17 protein-coding genes are annotated in these 16,642 nt (G+C 72.8%); 7 read left to right on the top strand and 10 right to left on the bottom strand.

All coding sequences use genetic code 11. The features are described 5' to 3' along the window. Window positions 1-5 precede the first annotated feature (5 nt). On the top strand, window positions 6-2,084 hold the full coding sequence (locus IF655_RS20435) for a SpoIIE family protein phosphatase (RefSeq protein WP_199586420.1): 2,079 nt from the start codon (window positions 6-8) through the stop codon (window positions 2,082-2,084). An 81-nt stretch (window positions 2,085-2,165) separates the two neighbouring features. Here IF655_RS20435 and IF655_RS20430 read toward each other — a convergent pair whose 3' ends face one another. Then, window positions 2,166-3,254 (bottom strand): hypothetical protein, encoded by a 1,089-nt coding sequence (locus tag IF655_RS20430; RefSeq protein ID WP_199586418.1) that lies wholly within the window; start codon window positions 3,252-3,254, stop codon window positions 2,166-2,168. A gap of 97 nt (window positions 3,255-3,351) precedes the next feature. Here IF655_RS20430 and IF655_RS20425 point away from each other — a divergent pair, with 97 nt between their 5' ends. Next, window positions 3,352-3,792, top strand: coding sequence for a MarR family winged helix-turn-helix transcriptional regulator (locus IF655_RS20425; RefSeq protein WP_199586416.1), 441 nt, complete (start codon window positions 3,352-3,354; stop codon window positions 3,790-3,792). A gap of 70 nt (window positions 3,793-3,862) precedes the next feature. Here IF655_RS20425 and IF655_RS20420 read toward each other — a convergent pair whose 3' ends face one another. Next, window positions 3,863-4,756: a GNAT family N-acetyltransferase gene (locus tag IF655_RS20420; protein ID WP_374100309.1), complete on the bottom strand. Its 894-nt coding sequence runs from the start codon at window positions 4,754-4,756 to the stop codon at window positions 3,863-3,865. Between the two features lie 360 nt (window positions 4,757-5,116). Between IF655_RS20420 and IF655_RS20415 the strand changes: the two genes are divergently transcribed. After that, window positions 5,117-5,701: a hypothetical protein gene (locus IF655_RS20415; RefSeq protein WP_199586414.1), complete on the top strand. Its 585-nt coding sequence runs from the start codon at window positions 5,117-5,119 to the stop codon at window positions 5,699-5,701. A 15-nt stretch (window positions 5,702-5,716) separates the two neighbouring features. Here the strand turns inward: IF655_RS20415 and IF655_RS20410 are convergent, their stop codons facing one another. Next, complete coding sequence (locus IF655_RS20410; RefSeq protein WP_199586508.1) at window positions 5,717-7,228, bottom strand: FAD-dependent oxidoreductase; 1,512 nt, start codon at window positions 7,226-7,228, stop codon at window positions 5,717-5,719. Window positions 7,229-7,314: 86 nt separating this feature from the next. Between IF655_RS20410 and IF655_RS20405 the strand changes: the two genes are divergently transcribed. After that, window positions 7,315-7,956, top strand: coding sequence for a TetR/AcrR family transcriptional regulator (locus IF655_RS20405; protein WP_199586412.1), 642 nt, complete (start codon window positions 7,315-7,317; stop codon window positions 7,954-7,956). 138 nt (window positions 7,957-8,094) lie between these two features. Further along, complete coding sequence (locus IF655_RS20400; RefSeq protein ID WP_199586410.1) at window positions 8,095-8,838, top strand: GntR family transcriptional regulator; 744 nt, start codon at window positions 8,095-8,097, stop codon at window positions 8,836-8,838. Here IF655_RS20400 and IF655_RS20395 read toward each other — a convergent pair. Both IF655_RS20395 and IF655_RS31235 read right to left on the bottom strand, forming a co-directional pair. Further along, window positions 8,816-9,571 carry a class I SAM-dependent methyltransferase gene (locus IF655_RS20395; RefSeq protein ID WP_199586408.1) on the bottom strand — a complete coding sequence of 252 codons (756 nt, stop codon included), beginning with the start codon at window positions 9,569-9,571 and terminating at the stop codon, window positions 8,816-8,818. The two genes, IF655_RS20400 and IF655_RS20395, sit on opposite strands and share 23 nt — an antisense overlap. 33 nt (window positions 9,572-9,604) lie before the next feature. Then, complete coding sequence (locus IF655_RS31235) at window positions 9,605-10,549, bottom strand: hypothetical protein (RefSeq protein ID WP_242488841.1); 945 nt, start codon at window positions 10,547-10,549, stop codon at window positions 9,605-9,607. A 228-nt stretch (window positions 10,550-10,777) separates the two neighbouring features. Between IF655_RS31235 and IF655_RS20385 the strand changes: the two genes are divergently transcribed. Then, window positions 10,778-11,959 carry a D-alanyl-D-alanine carboxypeptidase family protein gene (locus IF655_RS20385; RefSeq protein ID WP_199586406.1) on the top strand — a complete coding sequence of 394 codons (1,182 nt, stop codon included), beginning with the start codon at window positions 10,778-10,780 and terminating at the stop codon, window positions 11,957-11,959. 37 nt (window positions 11,960-11,996) lie between these two features. Here the strand turns inward: IF655_RS20385 and IF655_RS20380 are convergent, their stop codons facing one another. From IF655_RS20380 to IF655_RS20365, 4 genes are all read right to left on the bottom strand, one after another. After that, on the bottom strand, window positions 11,997-13,013 hold the full coding sequence (locus IF655_RS20380) for an asparaginase (protein WP_199586404.1): 1,017 nt from the start codon (window positions 13,011-13,013) through the stop codon (window positions 11,997-11,999). A gap of 42 nt (window positions 13,014-13,055) precedes the next feature. After that, window positions 13,056-13,766: a FadR/GntR family transcriptional regulator gene (locus IF655_RS20375; protein ID WP_199586402.1), complete on the bottom strand. Its 711-nt coding sequence runs from the start codon at window positions 13,764-13,766 to the stop codon at window positions 13,056-13,058. Between the two features lie 117 nt (window positions 13,767-13,883). Continuing rightward, on the bottom strand, window positions 13,884-14,720 hold the full coding sequence (locus IF655_RS20370) for an undecaprenyl-diphosphate phosphatase (protein WP_199586400.1): 837 nt from the start codon (window positions 14,718-14,720) through the stop codon (window positions 13,884-13,886). Between the two features lie 316 nt (window positions 14,721-15,036). Next, the gene (locus IF655_RS20365; RefSeq protein ID WP_199586398.1) at window positions 15,037-15,327 is read right to left on the bottom strand and encodes a helix-turn-helix domain-containing protein; all 291 of its coding nucleotides are present in this window, start codon (window positions 15,325-15,327) and stop codon (window positions 15,037-15,039) included. Window positions 15,328-15,559: 232 nt separating this feature from the next. Here IF655_RS20365 and IF655_RS20360 point away from each other — a divergent pair, with 232 nt between their 5' ends. Then, complete coding sequence (locus tag IF655_RS20360; protein ID WP_199586396.1) at window positions 15,560-15,955, top strand: MarR family winged helix-turn-helix transcriptional regulator; 396 nt, start codon at window positions 15,560-15,562, stop codon at window positions 15,953-15,955. Between the two features lie 158 nt (window positions 15,956-16,113). Here IF655_RS20360 and IF655_RS20355 read toward each other — a convergent pair whose 3' ends face one another. After that, entirely contained in the window at window positions 16,114-16,512 is a 399-nt protein-coding gene (locus IF655_RS20355; protein WP_018546259.1) for an SseB family protein, read from the bottom strand. Between the last annotated feature and the right edge of the window lie 130 nt (window positions 16,513-16,642).

Raw genomic sequence — 16,642 nt, 5'->3', positions numbered from 1 at the left:
GTGGGATGAGTACGGCCGGGACCGGCGCGCGGGACGGCGGCGAGCCCGAACGGGGTCCGGAGCGCCCCGGCGGGCTCCTCGACGTGCTCGGCGTGGCATCGGTGGTCCTCGACCCCACCGGGCGGATCGTGCTGTGGAGCCCGCAGGCGGAGGAGCTGTTCGGCTACACGGCGCGCGAGGCGCTGGGCCAGTACGCGGCGCGCCTGATGGTGCACGAGCGCCACCTGGAGCTGGTCAAAGAGCTGTTCGCCACCGTGATGAGCACCGGGCAGAGCTGGGCGGGCGGTTTCCCGGTCCGCCACAAGGACGGCAGCACGCGCCTGGTGGAGTTCCGGAACATGCGGCTGCTCAACGACCGGGGCGAGGTGTACGCGCTCGGGCTGGCCGCCGATCAGTCGACCGTACGGCGCCTGGAACAGGACGTGGCGCTCTCCGAGCGGATGGTGCACCAGTCGCCGATCGGGCTCGCCGTGCTGGACACGGGGCTGCGGTTCGTGTCGGTCAACCCGGCGATGGAACGGCTCAGCGGTCTTTCCGCCGGGCGCCACAAGGGACGTACGCCGCGCGAGGTGCTGCCGCTCCTTGACGCCGAGACCGTGGAGGAGACGGCGCGCGGGGTGCTCGGTACGGGCGAGCCGGTGATCGACCGCAGCGTCGTCGGCCGTACCCCCGCCGATCCGGACGCGGATCACACCTGGGCCCTGTCGCTGTACCGCCTGGAGGACTCCAGCGGCAACGTGCTCGGCGTCGCCCTCTCCCTGGACGACATCACCGAGCAGCATCGTGCGTTCGTGCAGGTGGAGGCGGCGCGGCGCAGGCTCGCGGTGATCGCGGACGCGACCTCCCGGGTCGGTACGACGCTGGAGCTGGAGCGCACGGCGTGCGAGCTGGCGGAGGTGGCGGTGCCGGTGCTGGCGGATGTGGCCGCCGTCGACCTGCTGGACGCGGTGCTCGACGGGCGGCGCAGCACGCTGACCCCCACCCAGACGGCCGTGATCCGCGCCCTCGCGGTGCGCCCGGAGGACGGCGGCGACGCGGTGCGGGCCGCCGATACGCCCGGCGGGATCGCCCGGTACGCGCCGGACCGTCTGGTCACCGAGTGCGTCCGCACCGGGGAGGTGGTCCTGGTGCGGGCCGTGACCGAGGAGGATCTGCCGCGCATCGCCCGTTCGGCGGAAGCGGCGGAGATGCTGAAGCGGGCGGGGCTGCACTCCTATCTCGCGGTGCCGCTGATCGCCCGGGGCGAGGTGCTGGGCGCCCTGGACCTGAAGCGCACCAGCAATCCGGTGCCGTTCGACGAGGACGACGTGCTGCTCGCCCGGGAGCTGGCGGCGCGCGCCGCCGTGCAGATCGACAACGCCCGCTGGTACCAGAACGCCCGCAACACCGCGCTCGCCCTCCAGCGCAGCCTGCTGCCGAGCAGCCCGCCGGAGACGACCGGTCTGGAGGTGGCCTCGCGCTACCAGCCCGCGGGCGCGGCCGGGGAGGTCGGCGGCGACTGGTTCGACGTCATCCCGGTGGCGGGCGGCAAGACCGCGCTGGTCGTCGGGGACGTCATGGGCAGCGGCATCAACGCCGCAGCCACCATGGGTCTGCTGCGCACCGCCACGATCACACTCGCCTCGCTGGACCTGGACCCGGCGGCTCTGCTGGAGCGCCTCGACAAGGCCACCTCGGCGCTGGACGACTCCATCGCCACGTGTGTGTACGCCGTCTACGACCCGAAGCTGCGCCAGTGCCGGATCGCCTCCGCCGGTCATCTGCCGCCGGTGCGGGTACGGCCCGGGCGACCGCCGGAACTGCTCAGTCTGCCCACGGGGGTGCCGCTCGGGGTCGGTGACGTGAGCTTCTCCGCCGTCACGGTGCCCTTCGAGCCCGGGGACGAGCTGGTCCTCTACACCGACGGTCTGGTGGAGACCCGCTCCCACTCCCTGGACGAGCGGCTCGACCTGCTGCTTTCCGTGCTCGACACCCGGCCCCGGCCGCTGGAGGAGATCTGCGACCTCCTCCTGGACCGGCTGTACGACGCCGAGAACCACGACGACGTGGCGGTGCTGATCGCCCGGGCGGCGGAGCTGCCGTAAGGGGGGTGCGGGAGACGGGAGTTGGGGTGCTCCCGGGAGTTGGGGTGCTCGGGGCGGGGTGGGGGTGGGGGTGGGGGTGGCTCAGACGGCCACCGTCTCCTCGGTCTCTTCCTCGGCGTCCTGCTCTGCCACCCGCGCTGCCTCCCGGTCGGTCTTCTCGGCGGCGGAGGCGGTGCGGGGCTCGGCGGCCGGGGTCAGGGCGACGCGGGAGCGTTCCCAGGCGGCGGCGATGCCGGTGACGACGAGGCCGACGGCGAGCCACGCCGCGAGGGTCCACACGTTCCTGCCGATGCCGTCGTCGCCGAAGTAGAGCAGCGAGCGGACGCCCTCGACGAACCCGGCGCCGTTCCAGAAGGCGTGCAGGGAGCCGAAGAAGCCGTTCTGCAGCTCGGGCCGGAAGAGACCGCCGGAGCTGGTGAAGTTCAGCATCACGAACAGCACCATCATGGTCAGCGTGGTCCAGCGCTTGAGGAAGGTGTGCAGACCGACGCCGATGAGCAGGATGCCCGCCGAGTAGAGCCACGCCATGCCCCACACCGCGCCGAGCGCGTGGTGGGCGAGGTGGAAGACCGGTCCGGCGAGCAGGGCGCCGATCCCGGCGACCACGGCGGACACCCCGACCGCGAGCAGCGCGCGGATACGCATCGGCAGCGCGGCACCGGCGGCGCCGATCGCGGCGACCGAGGCGTAGGAGCCGATGCTGACCGCGATCAGCAGGAAGAACAGACCCTGTCCTGTGGGGTCGTCCTTAACGGGCGGGGCCACGTCGGTGACCTTCAGCGGGGCACCCTCGTGGGCGGCGACCGGCGTGAAGACCTTTTCCACAGCGGTGGCACCCATGTCGGAGGCGGCGCTCGCCACCAGCAGCTCGGGAGTATGTGCGCTGGGCACATAGGCGCCGGTGACATGCCGGGACTTCAGCAGGGAGACGGCGGCGGCACGGTCGGGAACCGTGCGCACGTCGAGCTTGTCCCCCGCGGTGTCCTTGACCGTCTGAGCGAACACAGCGGTGCGCGGACCCGTCCCGACCACGGCGACCGGCATGTGGTGCGGCTCCGGGGTGACGAACGCACCCATGTAGGCCAGCCCCATGCCTATGCACATCAGCAGCGGGGTGAGCAGATGCGTGAGCACATGGCGCAGGGCCGGTGACATCACCGGGGACTTCATCGGGCAGGACCTCCGACAGTTGGCTTATACAACCTTCGATTCAAGTTGTACTATACAACGAGATGGCGTGGAAGGCATTCGGCGGAGGTGGACGCCCATGACGGCGGCGGAGACTGCGGTGGAGACGATCCATCGCGAGATGACGGCGTTCGCCCGTCGCGCCCGGGCTTCGGCGGGCCGGATGCACCCCCAGCTCTCGCTCGTGTCGTACACCCTGCTCGGGCATCTGGAGGAGCGCGACGACTGCCGGGCGACCGACCTGGCGGCGCACTACGCGCTGGACAAGTCGACGGTGAGCCGCCAGGTGGCGGCGCTGGAGCGGGACGGGCTGATCGAGCGGCGGCACGATCCCGAGGACCACCGGGTGCAGGTGCTGCGTCTGACCGACGCGGGCCGGGAGATCCTGGCCGAGGTCACCAGCAGCCGCCGGGCCGCCTTCCGGGAACGGCTCGCGGACTGGCCGGAGGAGGACCTGGTCCGCTTCGCCGCCTATCTGGAGCGGTACAACGCCGGTCCGTCGGGGACCGGGACCGGCTGAGGGCGGACCCCGGCGCGGGGCGTGGAGCGGCTGTGGACCACGCCCCGGACCGCCGAACCAACTGGTACCGCTAGACCGCCGGGATCGCCAGGTGCTCGGGCGCGCGGGCGGCGCCGAACGAGGTGCGCAGGCGGAGCCGGAAGCCCAGGGACTCGTAGAGCCGGATGGCGGTCGTGTTCGTGGCGCCGGTGTGCAGGAAGGGCGTCTCGCCGCGTTCGCGGATGCCGTGCGCGACGGCGAGGATCAGCCGGGTGGCCAGTCCCTCGCCCCGGTGGGCGGGGTCGGTGCAGACGGCGCTGATCTCGGTCCAGCCCGGCGGGTGCAGCCGCTCCCCCGCCATGGCGATCAGCCTGCCGTCGCGGCGGATGCCCAGGTAGGTCCCGAGTTCGACGGTGCGGGGCAGGAAGGGTCCCGGGCGGGTGCGCTCGACGAGGTCCAGCATCTCGGGCACGTCGGCCGGACCGAGCCGTATCGCCTCGGGTTCGGGCGCGGTGACGAGTCCGTCGTCCACCAACTGGACGCCCTCGATCCGGAAGGTGACCTCCCAGCCCTCCGGCACGTCTCCTCGGAAGCCGAGCAGCGGCACCTCGGCGCCGGGTCCGCTCAGGGCGGCGGCGTCGGCCCAGTCCCGCGCGTCGGGCTCGTCGGGCAGCGCGAGCCACGGGGTGACGTCCGCCGGGTAGCGCAGGATCCGGCCGCGCCGCTCGGCGAAGTGGGCGTGCGGTCCGGTCAGGGCGGCGAGGGCGGGGTTGTCGAGGACGCGAAGATCACTGCCGGGCAGCGGTCCGGGCGCGGGACCGGTGGCGGGCGGCGGTCCGGGCTCGGGTCGCGTGGCGGGCAGCGGTCCGGTGGCGGTGCCCGTGCGGGCGGCTGACCCGCCAGGGGCTGGAACCGGCCGGTCCGCGCCCGCCGTCACCTCCGCCTCCCGGTCGCTGTGCCGCGTGGAGACGTACGCCTCGGGCATCCTCTGTCCTCGCTTCCCTCGCCTCGTGCCCGGCGCGACGGCGCCGGTAATCGCCCCAAGTGTGAACACCGGTGTCGCTATTCCCGGCGCCGTACGCAGTTCACGGGACCGCAATGATCGGGGCACGGGTCATGGGCGGACGCGGGGAAGAAGCGCCGGAGACATGGGCCGAACGGGGAAGGCCGAACGGCCCGTCTTCCGGCCAGAGGTGAAGTGGCGACGCGCACGAGGAGCGAGGTGCGCCATTCGGGGTACGGAACGGGTGGGAACGCTCGTGTGCGTACGCGGGCGACGGCCACCCGGTCCCCCGCCACTCCCGGGGCGTACCCGGGTCCGGCCCGCCGCGGCGAGGAGGTGGACATGCGTACCCGGGTGCGCGGTTGGCGCTGGCGGCACAATCCGCTGCGCCGCAGGTCGGACGTGGTGGAGGCGTGGACGGTCCTGCTCGTCGCCGTGCTGGTGTGCGTGGTGGCGCCCCTGATTGGGGCGGTCGCAGGCCTGAACGCCCACGGCCAGGCCCAGTCCCGCGCCGTCGCGCAGCGCGCCGAACGGCACCAGGTGCACGCGAAGGTGGTCGGCCCGGTCTCCGACCACTCGCCGCTGGTCCACCGCGACCGGGGCCACACCTACAGCGCCGAGGTCCGCTGGACCGACCCGCACGGCACGACCCGTACCGCCCTGGCCCGGGTGCCCGCCGGGACGCGCACCGAGGACACGGTGCCGGTCTGGTTCGACCGGCGCGGCCACAGCGTGGCGCCCCCGGCGAACGACATCTCCGTCTGGCAGCACACGGTCGCCGTGGGCCTGTGCGCGGCGGGCGTCACCGTCGCCGCCGCCCTCCTCGCCCGCACCGCCGAACGCCGCCTCGCCCTCCGCCGCCGCCTCGCCGAATGGGACCGCGACTGGGCCCGCACGGGCCCGAAGTGGACCCGGCCACGCGCCTGAGCCCCGGGCGCGGGATCAGACCACGGCACTGCCGCGCGCGCCCACGAGGCGCTCGGCGAGCACGTCGGAGAGGTCTGCGCCGGAGCCGGATTCGCCGTCGGTGGCCCAGCAGACGTATCCGTCGGGCCTGATGAGCAGCGCGGCGGCGCCCAGATCCTCGGCGGACGTGGCGGGGACGAGGTCGACGCGAGGCGGGAGCCGGAGACCCGCCGGGGTGACGCCTCCCAGGTCGAGCAGTACCGCGTGGCCCGGGGCGAGGAGCGCCGACAGCCGGACGGGACCGTCCTCGGTGACGAGGTCGGTGTCGGGCACGCGGTCGCCGGTGAGCGGGTGGTCGCCGGGGAGGTCGTAACGCAGCGAGAGTCCGGACATCAGGCCCGCGATGTGGCGATTGGTGTCGGGCAGGCGGAGCAGATCGGTGACGATGTCGCGCAGGGCGGCGACGTCCTCGCCGGGGTTCGGGTTGGCGAGGACCCGCTGTGCCGAGGTGTGGTGCAGGACCTGGGCGCCGACCGGGTGGCGTTCGGCGTGGTAGCTGTCCAGGAGGTCGCCCGGTGCCCGGTCCTGGAGGACGGCGGCGAGTTTCCAGCCGAGGTTGAAGGCGTCCTGCATCCCGAGGTTGAGACCCTGGCCGCCCAGCGGTGGGTGGATGTGCGCGGCGTCGCCCGCGAACAGGACGCGACCCGTGCGGTAGTTCTCGACCTGACGGGTGGCGTCGGTGAACCGGGAGGCGTTGTCCACGACGCCGAGGGTGGTCCCGGGTCCGTACACGGCCCGCAGGGCGGTGGTGATCTCCTCGGGGGTGACGGGGGTGTCGCGGGAGGTGTCGGCCTCGCCCGCGCGTCCGAAGGTGATCCGGTAGCGGTCGCCGCCGAGCGGGGCCAGCATGGCCCAGTGGCCGCCGCCCTGCCGGGTGAGGGTGCTCATGTGGCCCAACTGCCGTGGCACCAGTGCCGATACGGCGGTCAGACGGATGTCGGCCAGCACCGCCTGATGCGTTCCGGGCCTGCCGGGGAACGGCACGCCGAGCAGTTTGCGCACGGTGCTGTGGCCGCCGTCGCACGCGACCAGGTAGCGCGCCCGCACGCGCACCCCGTCCGCCGTCACGAGCACGCCGTCGTCGTCCTGTTCGACCCCGGTGACGGGGGTGGCGCGCAGCACCCGCGCCCCGGCGGCGGTCGCCCGCTCTTCGAGCACGTCCTCGATGTCGCCCTGGGAGATGGCGACGGGGAAGGGGTGCCTGGTGTTCCAGGGGGTGCAGTCCAGCGGGACGGGGAGCATCGCGAAGTGGCCGCCCACCTGTTCGCGGGGTGTGGCGCGCTTCAGCAGCGGCTCCAACAGACCGCGGTTCTCCAGCAGTTCGGCCGTGCGGGGCTGCACTCCGCCGCCCTTCACCTGGTCGACACGTTGCGGCAGCTTCTCCAGCACCAGGGTCCGGACCCCGGCGAGGGCCAGTTCGTACGCCAGCGTCAGTCCGGTGGGACCCGCGCCCGCGACGACGACCTGGGTCTCGGTCTCTGTCGGCATCATCCTCGGTCCATTCTCTCGCCTGAGGTTAAATGTATACCAGGTGCAGAAATCTCCTCGGGGCAACTCTCTGTTACGGTGGCGCCGTGGACGGCAAGCCAGGACTGCGGGAACGGAAGAAGCAGCGCACGCGGGAGGCGATCTCCGACGCCGCGATCTCGCTGTTCCTGGAGCACGGCTTCAACCAGGTCTCGGTGGCCCAGGTGGCCGAGGCGGCCGAGGTGTCCAAGCGGACGCTCTTCGCGTACTTCCCGACCAAGGAAGACCTCGTCGTCCACAGGCTCGCCGACCATGAGACCGAGCTGGCTCGTGTGGTGCGGACCCATGTGCCCAGCACCGATCCGCTGAGCGCGGTACGCGAGCACTTCCTACGGGGGCTGCGCGAGCGCGACCCGATCACCGGGCTCAACGATCTCCCCCCGGTGCGCAGACTCCACCGGATGATCGTCGACGCACCCTCCCTGATGTCCCGGATGGAACGGTTCAAGACCGTCGCCGAACGCGCCCTCGCCGAAGCCCTGCGGGAGACGGCGGGCACCCCGGAACTCACCGCGCGCCTGGCCGCCGTGCAGATCGTCGGCGTGCACTGGGCGCTGGCGCAGGACAACGCGGACCGTCTGGCGTCCGGGGAGTCCGCGGACGAGCGCTACGCGGGCGCGGTGGCCGACGCGGAGCACGCCTTCAGGCTGCTCGAGAACGGTCTGGGCGACCTGGCATCCCGGCGGTAACCCCTCAACTCCCGCTGCACAGCGACGGATTTCGGCCGAACACCCGGAATTCCCTTCCCAAGTGGTTTAGACCAATGCTAGATACGGTGGCGCAATGAGCCCGAGCGGCTACGTCTTGTCACCGACAGGAGGGGCGGCATGTCCCGCACCACCCCGCAGGAATCCCGGCAGAGCGACGAGCAGACCCTGTATCAGCGGGTCGCGTCCCGGTTGCTCGAGGAGTTGCGCGACGGGACGATCCCACCGGGTGAACGGCTGCCGGGGGAACGACATCTCGCGCGGCACTTCGGGGTGAGCAGGGCGACCGTCCGGCAGGCGCTGGACGTGCTGCGGCGCGGCGGGATGCTGAGCACCGACCGACGGGGCAGCCACGCCACGCTGCCCGGGCGGCCGGTCGAGGAGCCGGTGTCGCTGACCTTCCCGGTGGGGACGGTGCCCGCCGGTCCTGGGGCGGTCGACCGGGCGACGGTGACCTGGGAGGCGCCGCCGCCGGAGCACGCGCGGGCGCTGGGTCTCGCCCCGCACCGGCCGACGCTGGTGCACCGCTATCTGTCGGCGGGGGCGGACGGCCGCTCGCTGCGCACGGCGGTGACGTCGTTCTCGGCGGTGGCGCTGGCCGAGGTCGCGGAGCTGGCGCGCTATCGCGAGCGGGCCGACGGAGCCACCCCGGCGCAACTGGGCCGGGCCTACGACTGGATGCGCAAGGCGGGGCTGACCCTGCACCACCGGGACTCCATCAGCCAGGTGGGCGACGCCTCTTCGGTGCGGGTGACCCGGCGGGTGCGGGACCAGTACGCGCGTCCGCTGGAGATCACGGACCTGGTGGTGAACGCCGAAGAGGACACGCTGGTCTACGAGTTCACGCTCCCGGCGGCGGGCTGACCTCCGCCGCGCGCCGGGCGACGAGGAGCCGGGCGCGCGGGGCGCCGTCGTCGCGCCGCCCGAACTCGGGCAGGTCCCGCAGCTCGACAGTGAATCCGGTGCGCTTCAACTCCCTGGTGACATGGCCGAGTCGGAAGGCGCGGTAGTACATGACGAACGGCGGACGCCACACGGAGTTGCGCACCCGCATCGCCGCGTCGAAGCCGAGCAGCGCCCAGTACGCGAGGCTCGTCGGGCGGGGCGGGGCGAGCACCGGGAAGACGAATTGCCCTCCCGGGCGCAGGGAGTTGTGGACCTGCTGGAACAGCCCCGGCAGTTCCGCGGGGAGGAAGTGCCCGAACGCCCCGAAGCTGACGACGAGATCGAAGGCGGCCGTGAAGGGCAGCGCGCGGGCGTCCGCGCGCACCCACGCGACGGACGGCTCGCCGGACCCGGCGGCGGCGCGCTCCCGGGCGACGTCGAGCATCCCGGCGCTGAAGTCGACCCCGGTGACGCTGCGGCGGCACAGCCCGGTCAGCACGTCGAGCCCGGCGCCGGTGCCGCAGCACAGGTCGAGTCCGTCCTCGTACGGACCGAGCGGGCCGAGCGCCTTCGCGACCGCCTCCAGGACCGGGTCCGGCGTCCGGAAGGGGGTGCGGTCGAACTTCGGCGCGAGCAGGTCGTAGCCCCGCTCCACGGACGACAGGGCCTGTACGGCGAGTTCGCGCAGGGTGGGACCTTCGGGGCTGAACATGCCCTCAGCCTAGGGCGCGTGACCGGGGTCCGCTCAGTCCTTGAGTCGTTTCAACGTGGCCTTCGTGTCGGTCTTCAGCCAGTCGGTGACGTCGTCGAGGGCGGGCGGCTTGTCGTCGCTGTCGTAGGAGGTGAGGTAGACGCTGTAGCCCATGGTGTACGTCGTCCAGCCGTCCCGTACCGCCAGGGTCGCGAAGCGGGAGCCGCTGGAGGAGCCGCTGGTGGTGTCCCGGCTCACCAGGTACGCCTCGTCGCCGATGCCCGCGACCGGGCTCACGTCGTAACCGGTGTGGCTGTCGTCGTAGTTCTTCCAGGTGGCGGTGAACTCCGGTGCGGGGTCGGTCTTGCGGTGCAGGTCCAGTTGCAGGGAGAGATAGGCGTCGGCGTAGGACGAGCCGGTCTTCTTCAGGCTGACGCTGCAGTAACTCTCGTGCAGCGCCGGGTCCTTGAGGGAGCTGTGCGTCGGGGCGGCGTCGGTCGCGGGGTACTCGTCCTTGAACGCCGAGTAGTCGGCACTGGTGCACAGGTCGGAGGGGGCGGCGTAGCCGCGCAGGTCGGCGTCGCCCGGGGCGCCGATCAGGAACACTCCGGCCGCCCACGCGGCGGACGCCACGACGGCGCCGACCACGGCCCACAGCACCGCCCGTCCGGCGGCGCCTCCCCCGCCCCCGGACGGCGGACCGACCGGCGCACCCGGTGGCGGGCCGAACTGGGCGGGTGGTCCGTAGGGGTGGGGCGGCTGGGCGTAGGGGTTGACCTGCGGGGGCGACTGCGGGTTCGGGTAGGAGTAGGCGGTCGGCTGCGGCGGCACCGAGGGCTGCGGCGCGGGCGAGCCGGACTGTGCCGGAGGCGGCGAGCCGGGCTGCGCCGTGGGCGGCGGGCCCGGCTGCGGGGCGGGCTGTCCCTGCGGCGGAGGAGGCGGCGGTCCAGGCTGTCCGGGCGGCTGAGGAGGCTGCGATGGCTGCGGTGGCGTGGACATGTCGTCACGGTAGTGCGGAGCGCGGGGTCAAGTCCCCGTACGTCCGGGATCGTTACGGTCCGGGGACGTCCGGGGCGGGCTCGTGACGGCGTACACCCCCTGAGGGGGCGCCGGTCCGGGGCTCCGGCTGGGCCGGGTGGGTTCCCGCGTGCGGCATCCGGGTTGCTCCGCTGGGCCGTCCGGCGCGGGTGGCTCGCCGCACCTCCCTCCCCTTCATACGTTGATCATATGAGCACCGGATTCTCTCGTCGGGCGACCGTGTCCCTCTGTTCCCTGTGTACGGCAGGGGTGCTGGCCCTCGCGCCGGCCGCCTCCGCCCTCGGACACGGCGCGGGGGAACCGGCACCCCCGGCCCCGCGTGCGGCCGTCCCCCAGCCGTCGCTGCTCTACGGCTCCGGCACCCAGGTGCGCCCCCTGCGCGGCGCGCCCGAGCTGCCGGAGGTCTCGGCGCTGTCCTGGCTGGTCGCCGACGCCGGGACCGGCGACGTCCTGGCGGCCGACGGCGCCCACCGCAAGCTGCCCCCGGCCAGCACGCTGAAGACCCTGTTCGCGCTCACCGTCATGCCGACACTCCCCTCGACGGAGAAGCACACCGTCCGCTACGAGGAGCTGGCCGACGTCGGCGAGGGCAGCAGCCTGGTCGGTGTGGAGGAGGGCCACACCTATCAGGTGTCGGACCTGTGGCGTGGGGTGTTCCTCAGCTCCGGAAACGACGCCGTCCATGTGCTCGCCGCACTGGACGGCGGGGTGCCGCGCACGGTGAGCCGTATGCAGACCAAGGCGCACGCGCTGGGCGCCCTGGACACCCATGTGGTCTCCCCCGACGGCTACGACGCGCCGGGCCAGGTGTCCTCGGCGTTCGACCTCGCGGTCTTCGGGCGCGAGGGGCTGCGCAACCCCGACTTCGCCCGGTACTGCTCCACCGCGCAGGCGGAGTTCCCCGGGGACGGTCTGCCGTTCGGGATCGAGAACACCAACCGGCTGCTGACCGGCGAGGACGGGGTGGCCCGCTATCCGGGGCTGCTCGGCATCAAGAACGGCTACACCAGCAACGCGGGCAACACGCTGGTCGCCGCCGCGCGCCGGGGCGGCCACACCCTCGTGGTGACCGTGATGAACCCCCAGGAGGGCGGCGGTCTCGCGGTCTACGAGGAGGCGCGGTCCCTGCTCGACTGGGGGTTCGCGGCGAATGGTCGGGTGGACCCGGTCGGCTCCCTGGACGGGCTGCGCACCGCACCCGCCCCGAAGCCGAAGCACTCCGCCGTACCGGTCGCGGCGGCCACCTCCCCGACCCCGCCCGACGACACGGACTGGGCGGAGACCGCCACGGTCGCGGCCATCTCGGTGCTGGGCGCTGCGGTGGTGGCGCTGATCCTGCGGTCGAAGGGACCGCGCTCCAAGGACGTCTGACGGGCGACCGGTCCCCCGCCTACCCCGCCCCCACCCCTCACGCGCAGGGCGTCAGCGGAGCCTCCGTCAGCGCGGGTACCGGACGGACACTGCCGACCGGACGGCCACCGCCGAGCAGGGCCTGGCCCTCGAAGGCGGTCAGCAGGGCCGGGTCGACACCGGCGCGGGCCAGGGCCGCCGCGGCGACGGGGACGCGTGCCCGGTCGGCGCCGTCGGCGATCTTGACGGCGACGGCGCGGCCGTCGGGCAGCGCGGCCACCTGGACGCCCTCGAAGCCGTCCTTGGCGAGCAGACCGGGGACTGCCCGCATGAGCGCGGCCACGTCGCGGCGGGTGCCGGACGCCGTCTCGGCGTGCTCGCGCATGGCGTCCGCCACCCGCGCCTCGGGCGTGCCGGGCGCGGCCGTGGTGATGCGGGCGGCGGCGCGGGCCAGACCGTGCAGGGAGACGGCGAAGAGGGGCGCGCCGCAGCCGTCGACGGTGACGTGGGCGGGAGGCTGCCCGGTCAGGTCCGCGACGGTGCGGGCGACGGCCCGCTGGAGGGGGTGGGCCGGGTCTAGGTAGTCGGGCAGGGACCAGTCGTTGAGGCGGGCGGTCCACAGCATGGCGGCGTGCTTGCCGGAGCAGTTCTGGGCGAGCCGGGAGGGGGCGCGTCCGGCGCGGATCCACTCGTCGCGGACGACGGGGTCGTACGGCAGGTCGGGGACGTTGCGCAGGTCGTCCTCGGTGAGTCCGGCGAGGTCGAGGAGGCGCCGGGTGGCGGCGAGGTGGGTCTCCTCGCCGGAGTGGCTGGCGGCGGCGAGCGAGAGCAGCTCGCCGTCGAGCGGCAGCCCGGCGCGCAGCATGGCGACGGCCTGGACGGGTTTGAGGGCCGAGCGCGGGTAGAAGGCGGCCTCGATGTCGCCGAGGGCGAACTCGACGCGGCCGTCGGTGCCGAGCACGACGACGGAGCCGTGGTGGACGCCTTCGACGATCCCGCCGCGTACGAGGTGGGCGACGGGGACATGGCGGGGTTCGCGGACGACGGGGGCGTCGGCGGGGAAGCTGCTGTACATCTCTGCCTGAATCACGAGGTGGGGCGGGCCGGTGTGCGCGGGTCACGCGTCGGCGGGGGCGGGCGGACGGACGATGCCGTCGAGGCTGGTGGCGACGCGGTCGAGGTGGTGGCTCATCGCGTCGGCGGCGCCGGGTCCCGAGCCGTCGAGGAGTGCCTCGACGATGGCGCGGTGTTCCCGGTTGGACTGCTCGCGGCGCCCTGCCAGCTCGGTGAGGAAGGCCGACTGGCGGGCCAGGGCGTCCCGGATCTCCTCGATCACCTTGCGGAAGACCGGGTTCTGCGCGGCCTCGGCGACGGACAGGTGGAAGAGGGTGTCCATGGCGACCCAGGCAGTGGTGTCCGTCTCCCGGTCCATGCGGTCCAGGAGTCCGGTCAGCCGGTCCAGGTCCTCCGGGGTCCGGCGCTGTGCCGCGTATCCGGCGACCGGGACCTCGATGTGGCGGCGCACCTCCAGCAGGTGCCCGGCCGTGTAGTCGCCGAACATGGGGTCCGCGACCGTACGGGCGACGACGAAGGTGCCCTTGCCGGTCCGGGAGACGGTGAGACCCATCGTCTGGAGGGCGCGCAGCGCCTCGCGGAGCACGGGCCGCGAGACCTCCAGGGTGCGGCACAGCTCGGCCTCGGAGGGCAGCTTGTCGCCGATCGCGTACGTGCCGCGTTCGATGGCGCCGCGCAGATGACCGAGGACCGCCTCCATGGCGCTGACACGCCGGGGAGCCGGGACGGTTGTCTGGCTGTCTGACAGGTTCACGAAGGCGATCCTGCGGTGTGCGGGGAAAACATGTCAAGGCGTCACACCCAAAAGCGCGCACGGGGTGCGGAAGCCCACATATGGGCTCCGCACCCCGTGCGCGACGGAAGGGTGGGGTCAGCTATTGAGCACACCGGTGGCGAGCAGGCCGAAGAGCAGCGCGCCGATGACGATGCGGTAGATCACGAAGGCGTTGAAGGAGTGCTTGGCGACGAACTTGAGCAGCCAGGCGATGGAGGCGTAGGCGACGACGAAGGAGACACCCGTGCCGACGGCCAGCGGGGCGGCGCCCACACCGGCGCCGAGGGCGTCCTTCAGCTCGTAGATGCCGGCGCCGGTCAGGGCCGGGATGCCGAGGAAGAAGGAGAGGCGGGTGGCGGCGACGCGGTCGAGGTCCAGGATGAGCGCGGTCGACATGGTGGCGCCGGAACGGGAGAAACCGGGGAAGAGCAGGGCGAGGATCTGCGAGCAGCCGACCAGCATCGCGTCCTTGAAGGAGGTGTCGTCCTCGCCGCGCTTGTGGCGGCCCATCTGGTCCGCGCACCACATGACGACCGAGCCGCCGATCAGCGAACCGGCGACCACCCAGAGCGAGGCGAGCGGACCGTCGATCAGCGGCTTGGCGGCCAGACCCACCACCACGATCGGGATGGTCGCCGCGATGACCCACCAGGCGAACTTGTAGTCGTGGCGGTAGCGCTCCTGGGGACGGACCAGACCGGTGAACCAGGCGGTCATGATCCGCTTGATGTCCTTGAAGAAGTACACGAGCACGGCGGCGATGGCGCCGACCTGGATGACGGCGGAGAAGCCGACGACGGACTTGTCGTCGACCGGGATGTGCATGAGCCCCTCGGCGATCTTGAGGTGGCCGGTGGAGGACACGGGGAGGAACTCGGTCACCCCCTCGACTACACCGAGGACGACGGCTTGACCGACGGAGATGGCGCTCATGGAATCCAGTTCTGGGGAGAGGAGGTCGACAGTGCTGTAGTCAGTCTTACTATGCCCGGCCGCGTACGGCCCCGGCGCTGGCGGCAGCGTAGAGGCACCCGCCCGCGCGGTGACGTCCGGGGTGGCCGGGGCGCGCGTCGCACATGCGCGTGCCAGGCGGGGGCGCGGTGCGGCGTGGTGGGGACGCGCTACCGTCCCGGCGCTCGCCCGTCCCCGGCGTCCGACTGTTTCACAACGACTTCTTACCGCGTGAGTCCGCTTTGCCCGAGCCGGTGTGGCAGGGGGCGTGGCTGCGGCAGCGCTCGCACCGGATCGCTCACCAGCCCTTTTCGAAGAGCTGGGCGACCTCGGCGATGCGCGGTTCGTCGCGGCGGTAGTGGGTGCGCAGCCGTACCCGTCGTGTGCGCAGCAGACCGAGACCGGCCAGGAAGTCGAGGTGGGCGGCGACGGTCCGGCGGGGCAGACCGAGGTGGGCGGCGATCGCCCGCGCGGTGACCCCGGTGCCGACGGGGTCGCGGTGGCGGCGCGCCTCGGGGAAGTGGGCCGCCGGGTCCTTGAGCAGTTCCAGGACGGTCTGCCGTACGCGGCCCGTGGGCCTCCCCATCATGCGTCCGCCTCCGATCCCGGGCTCATCGTGGGCCGTGTCCCACTGTGGCGCAGGCGGTGGCACCGCGTCCGCGTCTCGGTGTCCGTTGTCCGGTACCGGACCCTCGGCGCGGCCGGGACCGGACCCCCGGGCGACAGGGCGGAGAAGGTGGATACGGCGGACCCGCGAGGGGGCCGGAACCGGTACTACTTGCACACTCAAGGAGTGGCTGGATCGGTGCTACGGTGCGGGTATGGCAGTCAAGACGGCCGACGCCCGGCTGGAAGAACGGTGGCGGGGCATCCTCTCGATCCACGCGCGCACCCTGTGCGAGATCGATCGCGTCCTGCATCCGCACGGGCTCGGTGCCAGCGACTTCGAGGTGCTGGACATCCTGGCCGCCGAGTCGCCCGCCGAGGGGGACCAGTGCCGGGTGCAGAACCTGGTCGGGCGGGTCCATCTGAGTCAGTCCGCGCTGTCCCGGCTGATCGGCCGCCTGGAGAAGGAGGGCCTGGTCAAGCGCTCGGTGTGCGCGGAGGACCGGCGCGGGGTGTGGGTCGCGCTCACCCGCAAGGGCCGCGATCTGTACGCCGAGGTACGCCCCCTGCAGCGCGCCGTGCTGGAGAAGATGCTGGCCGGGGAGGACTGAGCCGCCCGGCTCCGGTGTGAGGCACGCCGTTTGTGTGGGCGCGCCCTAGGTGGAACCCACCTATGTGAGAACCACACATGTGCGCACCCCACAGGCACGCACGCCTCCCCGAAGACGGAGCCGCCCGTACGGCACGGCTCCGTCTCCAGGTGGTCCGCTCATCGCGCGAGCAGCGTCCGCACTCCCTGCGACGTGAGCGTCAGTCCGTGTTCGGAGCTGCCGTCGATCGTGAGCGAGAGTTCCTCCTCCGGCCACTGGGCGGCGAGGGCGCCGAGCTGGATCAGCCGGTAGCGGGAGATGGACGGCAGCAGCCCGGCCATCTCGATCTCCGAGGTGAAGACGGGGACGACCTGTTCGCCTCCGGGCTGTTCGAGGACGGGCAGGGCGACCGTCGAGGAGTCGGCGCCCTCCATTTCGGCCGCGTCGTCCGGCATCGGGACGAGAACGTCGCTGTGCGCGAGGGTGTCCAGCGCCGCTTCGTCGGCGGTGTTGACGGCCAGCACGTCGAGAGCCTGCTGAGCCGGCGTCTGGTGGTCGTCGTGAGCGGGTGTCTCCATGGCACATCCCCAGGTAGAGCGGTCGTACGGCCACGCACGCGGACGGGAGCCCGGCGCGCTCCCGCGCCGCGTACCCCATCGGGCACGGACCATGCGTGCGATTCCCCGGACGGCTCAGCGCGCTCCCGCG

Origin of the sequence: Streptomyces sp. DSM 110735, assembly GCF_016482685.1 — a bacterium.
In the GTDB taxonomy this organism is placed as follows: Bacteria; Actinomycetota; Actinomycetes; order Streptomycetales; family Streptomycetaceae; genus Streptomyces.
This window is presented reverse-complemented; position numbering and strand designations above follow the sequence as displayed.

Bases quoted from the DNA above. Each gene is read 5' to 3' on its own strand.
- IF655_RS20435 (WP_199586420.1), top strand. From the start codon at position 6: ATGAGTACGGCCGGGACCGGCGCGCGGGACGGCGGCGAGCCCGAACGG.
- IF655_RS20430 (WP_199586418.1), bottom strand. From the start codon at position 3,254: ATGAAGTCCCCGGTGATGTCACCGGCCCTGCGCCATGTGCTCACGCAT.
- IF655_RS20425 (WP_199586416.1), top strand. From the start codon at position 3,352: ATGACGGCGGCGGAGACTGCGGTGGAGACGATCCATCGCGAGATGACG.
- IF655_RS20420 (WP_374100309.1), bottom strand. From the start codon at position 4,756: ATGCCCGAGGCGTACGTCTCCACGCGGCACAGCGACCGGGAGGCGGAG.
- IF655_RS20415 (WP_199586414.1), top strand. From the start codon at position 5,117: ATGCGTACCCGGGTGCGCGGTTGGCGCTGGCGGCACAATCCGCTGCGC.
- IF655_RS20410 (WP_199586508.1), bottom strand. From the start codon at position 7,228: ATGCCGACAGAGACCGAGACCCAGGTCGTCGTCGCGGGCGCGGGTCCC.
- IF655_RS20400 (WP_199586410.1), top strand. From the start codon at position 8,095: ATGTCCCGCACCACCCCGCAGGAATCCCGGCAGAGCGACGAGCAGACC.
- IF655_RS20395 (WP_199586408.1), bottom strand. From the start codon at position 9,571: ATGTTCAGCCCCGAAGGTCCCACCCTGCGCGAACTCGCCGTACAGGCC.
- IF655_RS31235 (WP_242488841.1), bottom strand. From the start codon at position 10,549: ATGTCCACGCCACCGCAGCCATCGCAGCCTCCTCAGCCGCCCGGACAG.
- IF655_RS20385 (WP_199586406.1), top strand. From the start codon at position 10,778: ATGAGCACCGGATTCTCTCGTCGGGCGACCGTGTCCCTCTGTTCCCTG.
- IF655_RS20380 (WP_199586404.1), bottom strand. From the start codon at position 13,013: ATGTACAGCAGCTTCCCCGCCGACGCCCCCGTCGTCCGCGAACCCCGC.
- IF655_RS20370 (WP_199586400.1), bottom strand. From the start codon at position 14,720: ATGAGCGCCATCTCCGTCGGTCAAGCCGTCGTCCTCGGTGTAGTCGAG.
- IF655_RS20365 (WP_199586398.1), bottom strand. From the start codon at position 15,327: ATGATGGGGAGGCCCACGGGCCGCGTACGGCAGACCGTCCTGGAACTG.
- IF655_RS20360 (WP_199586396.1), top strand. From the start codon at position 15,560: ATGGCAGTCAAGACGGCCGACGCCCGGCTGGAAGAACGGTGGCGGGGC.
- IF655_RS20355 (WP_018546259.1), bottom strand. From the start codon at position 16,512: ATGGAGACACCCGCTCACGACGACCACCAGACGCCGGCTCAGCAGGCT.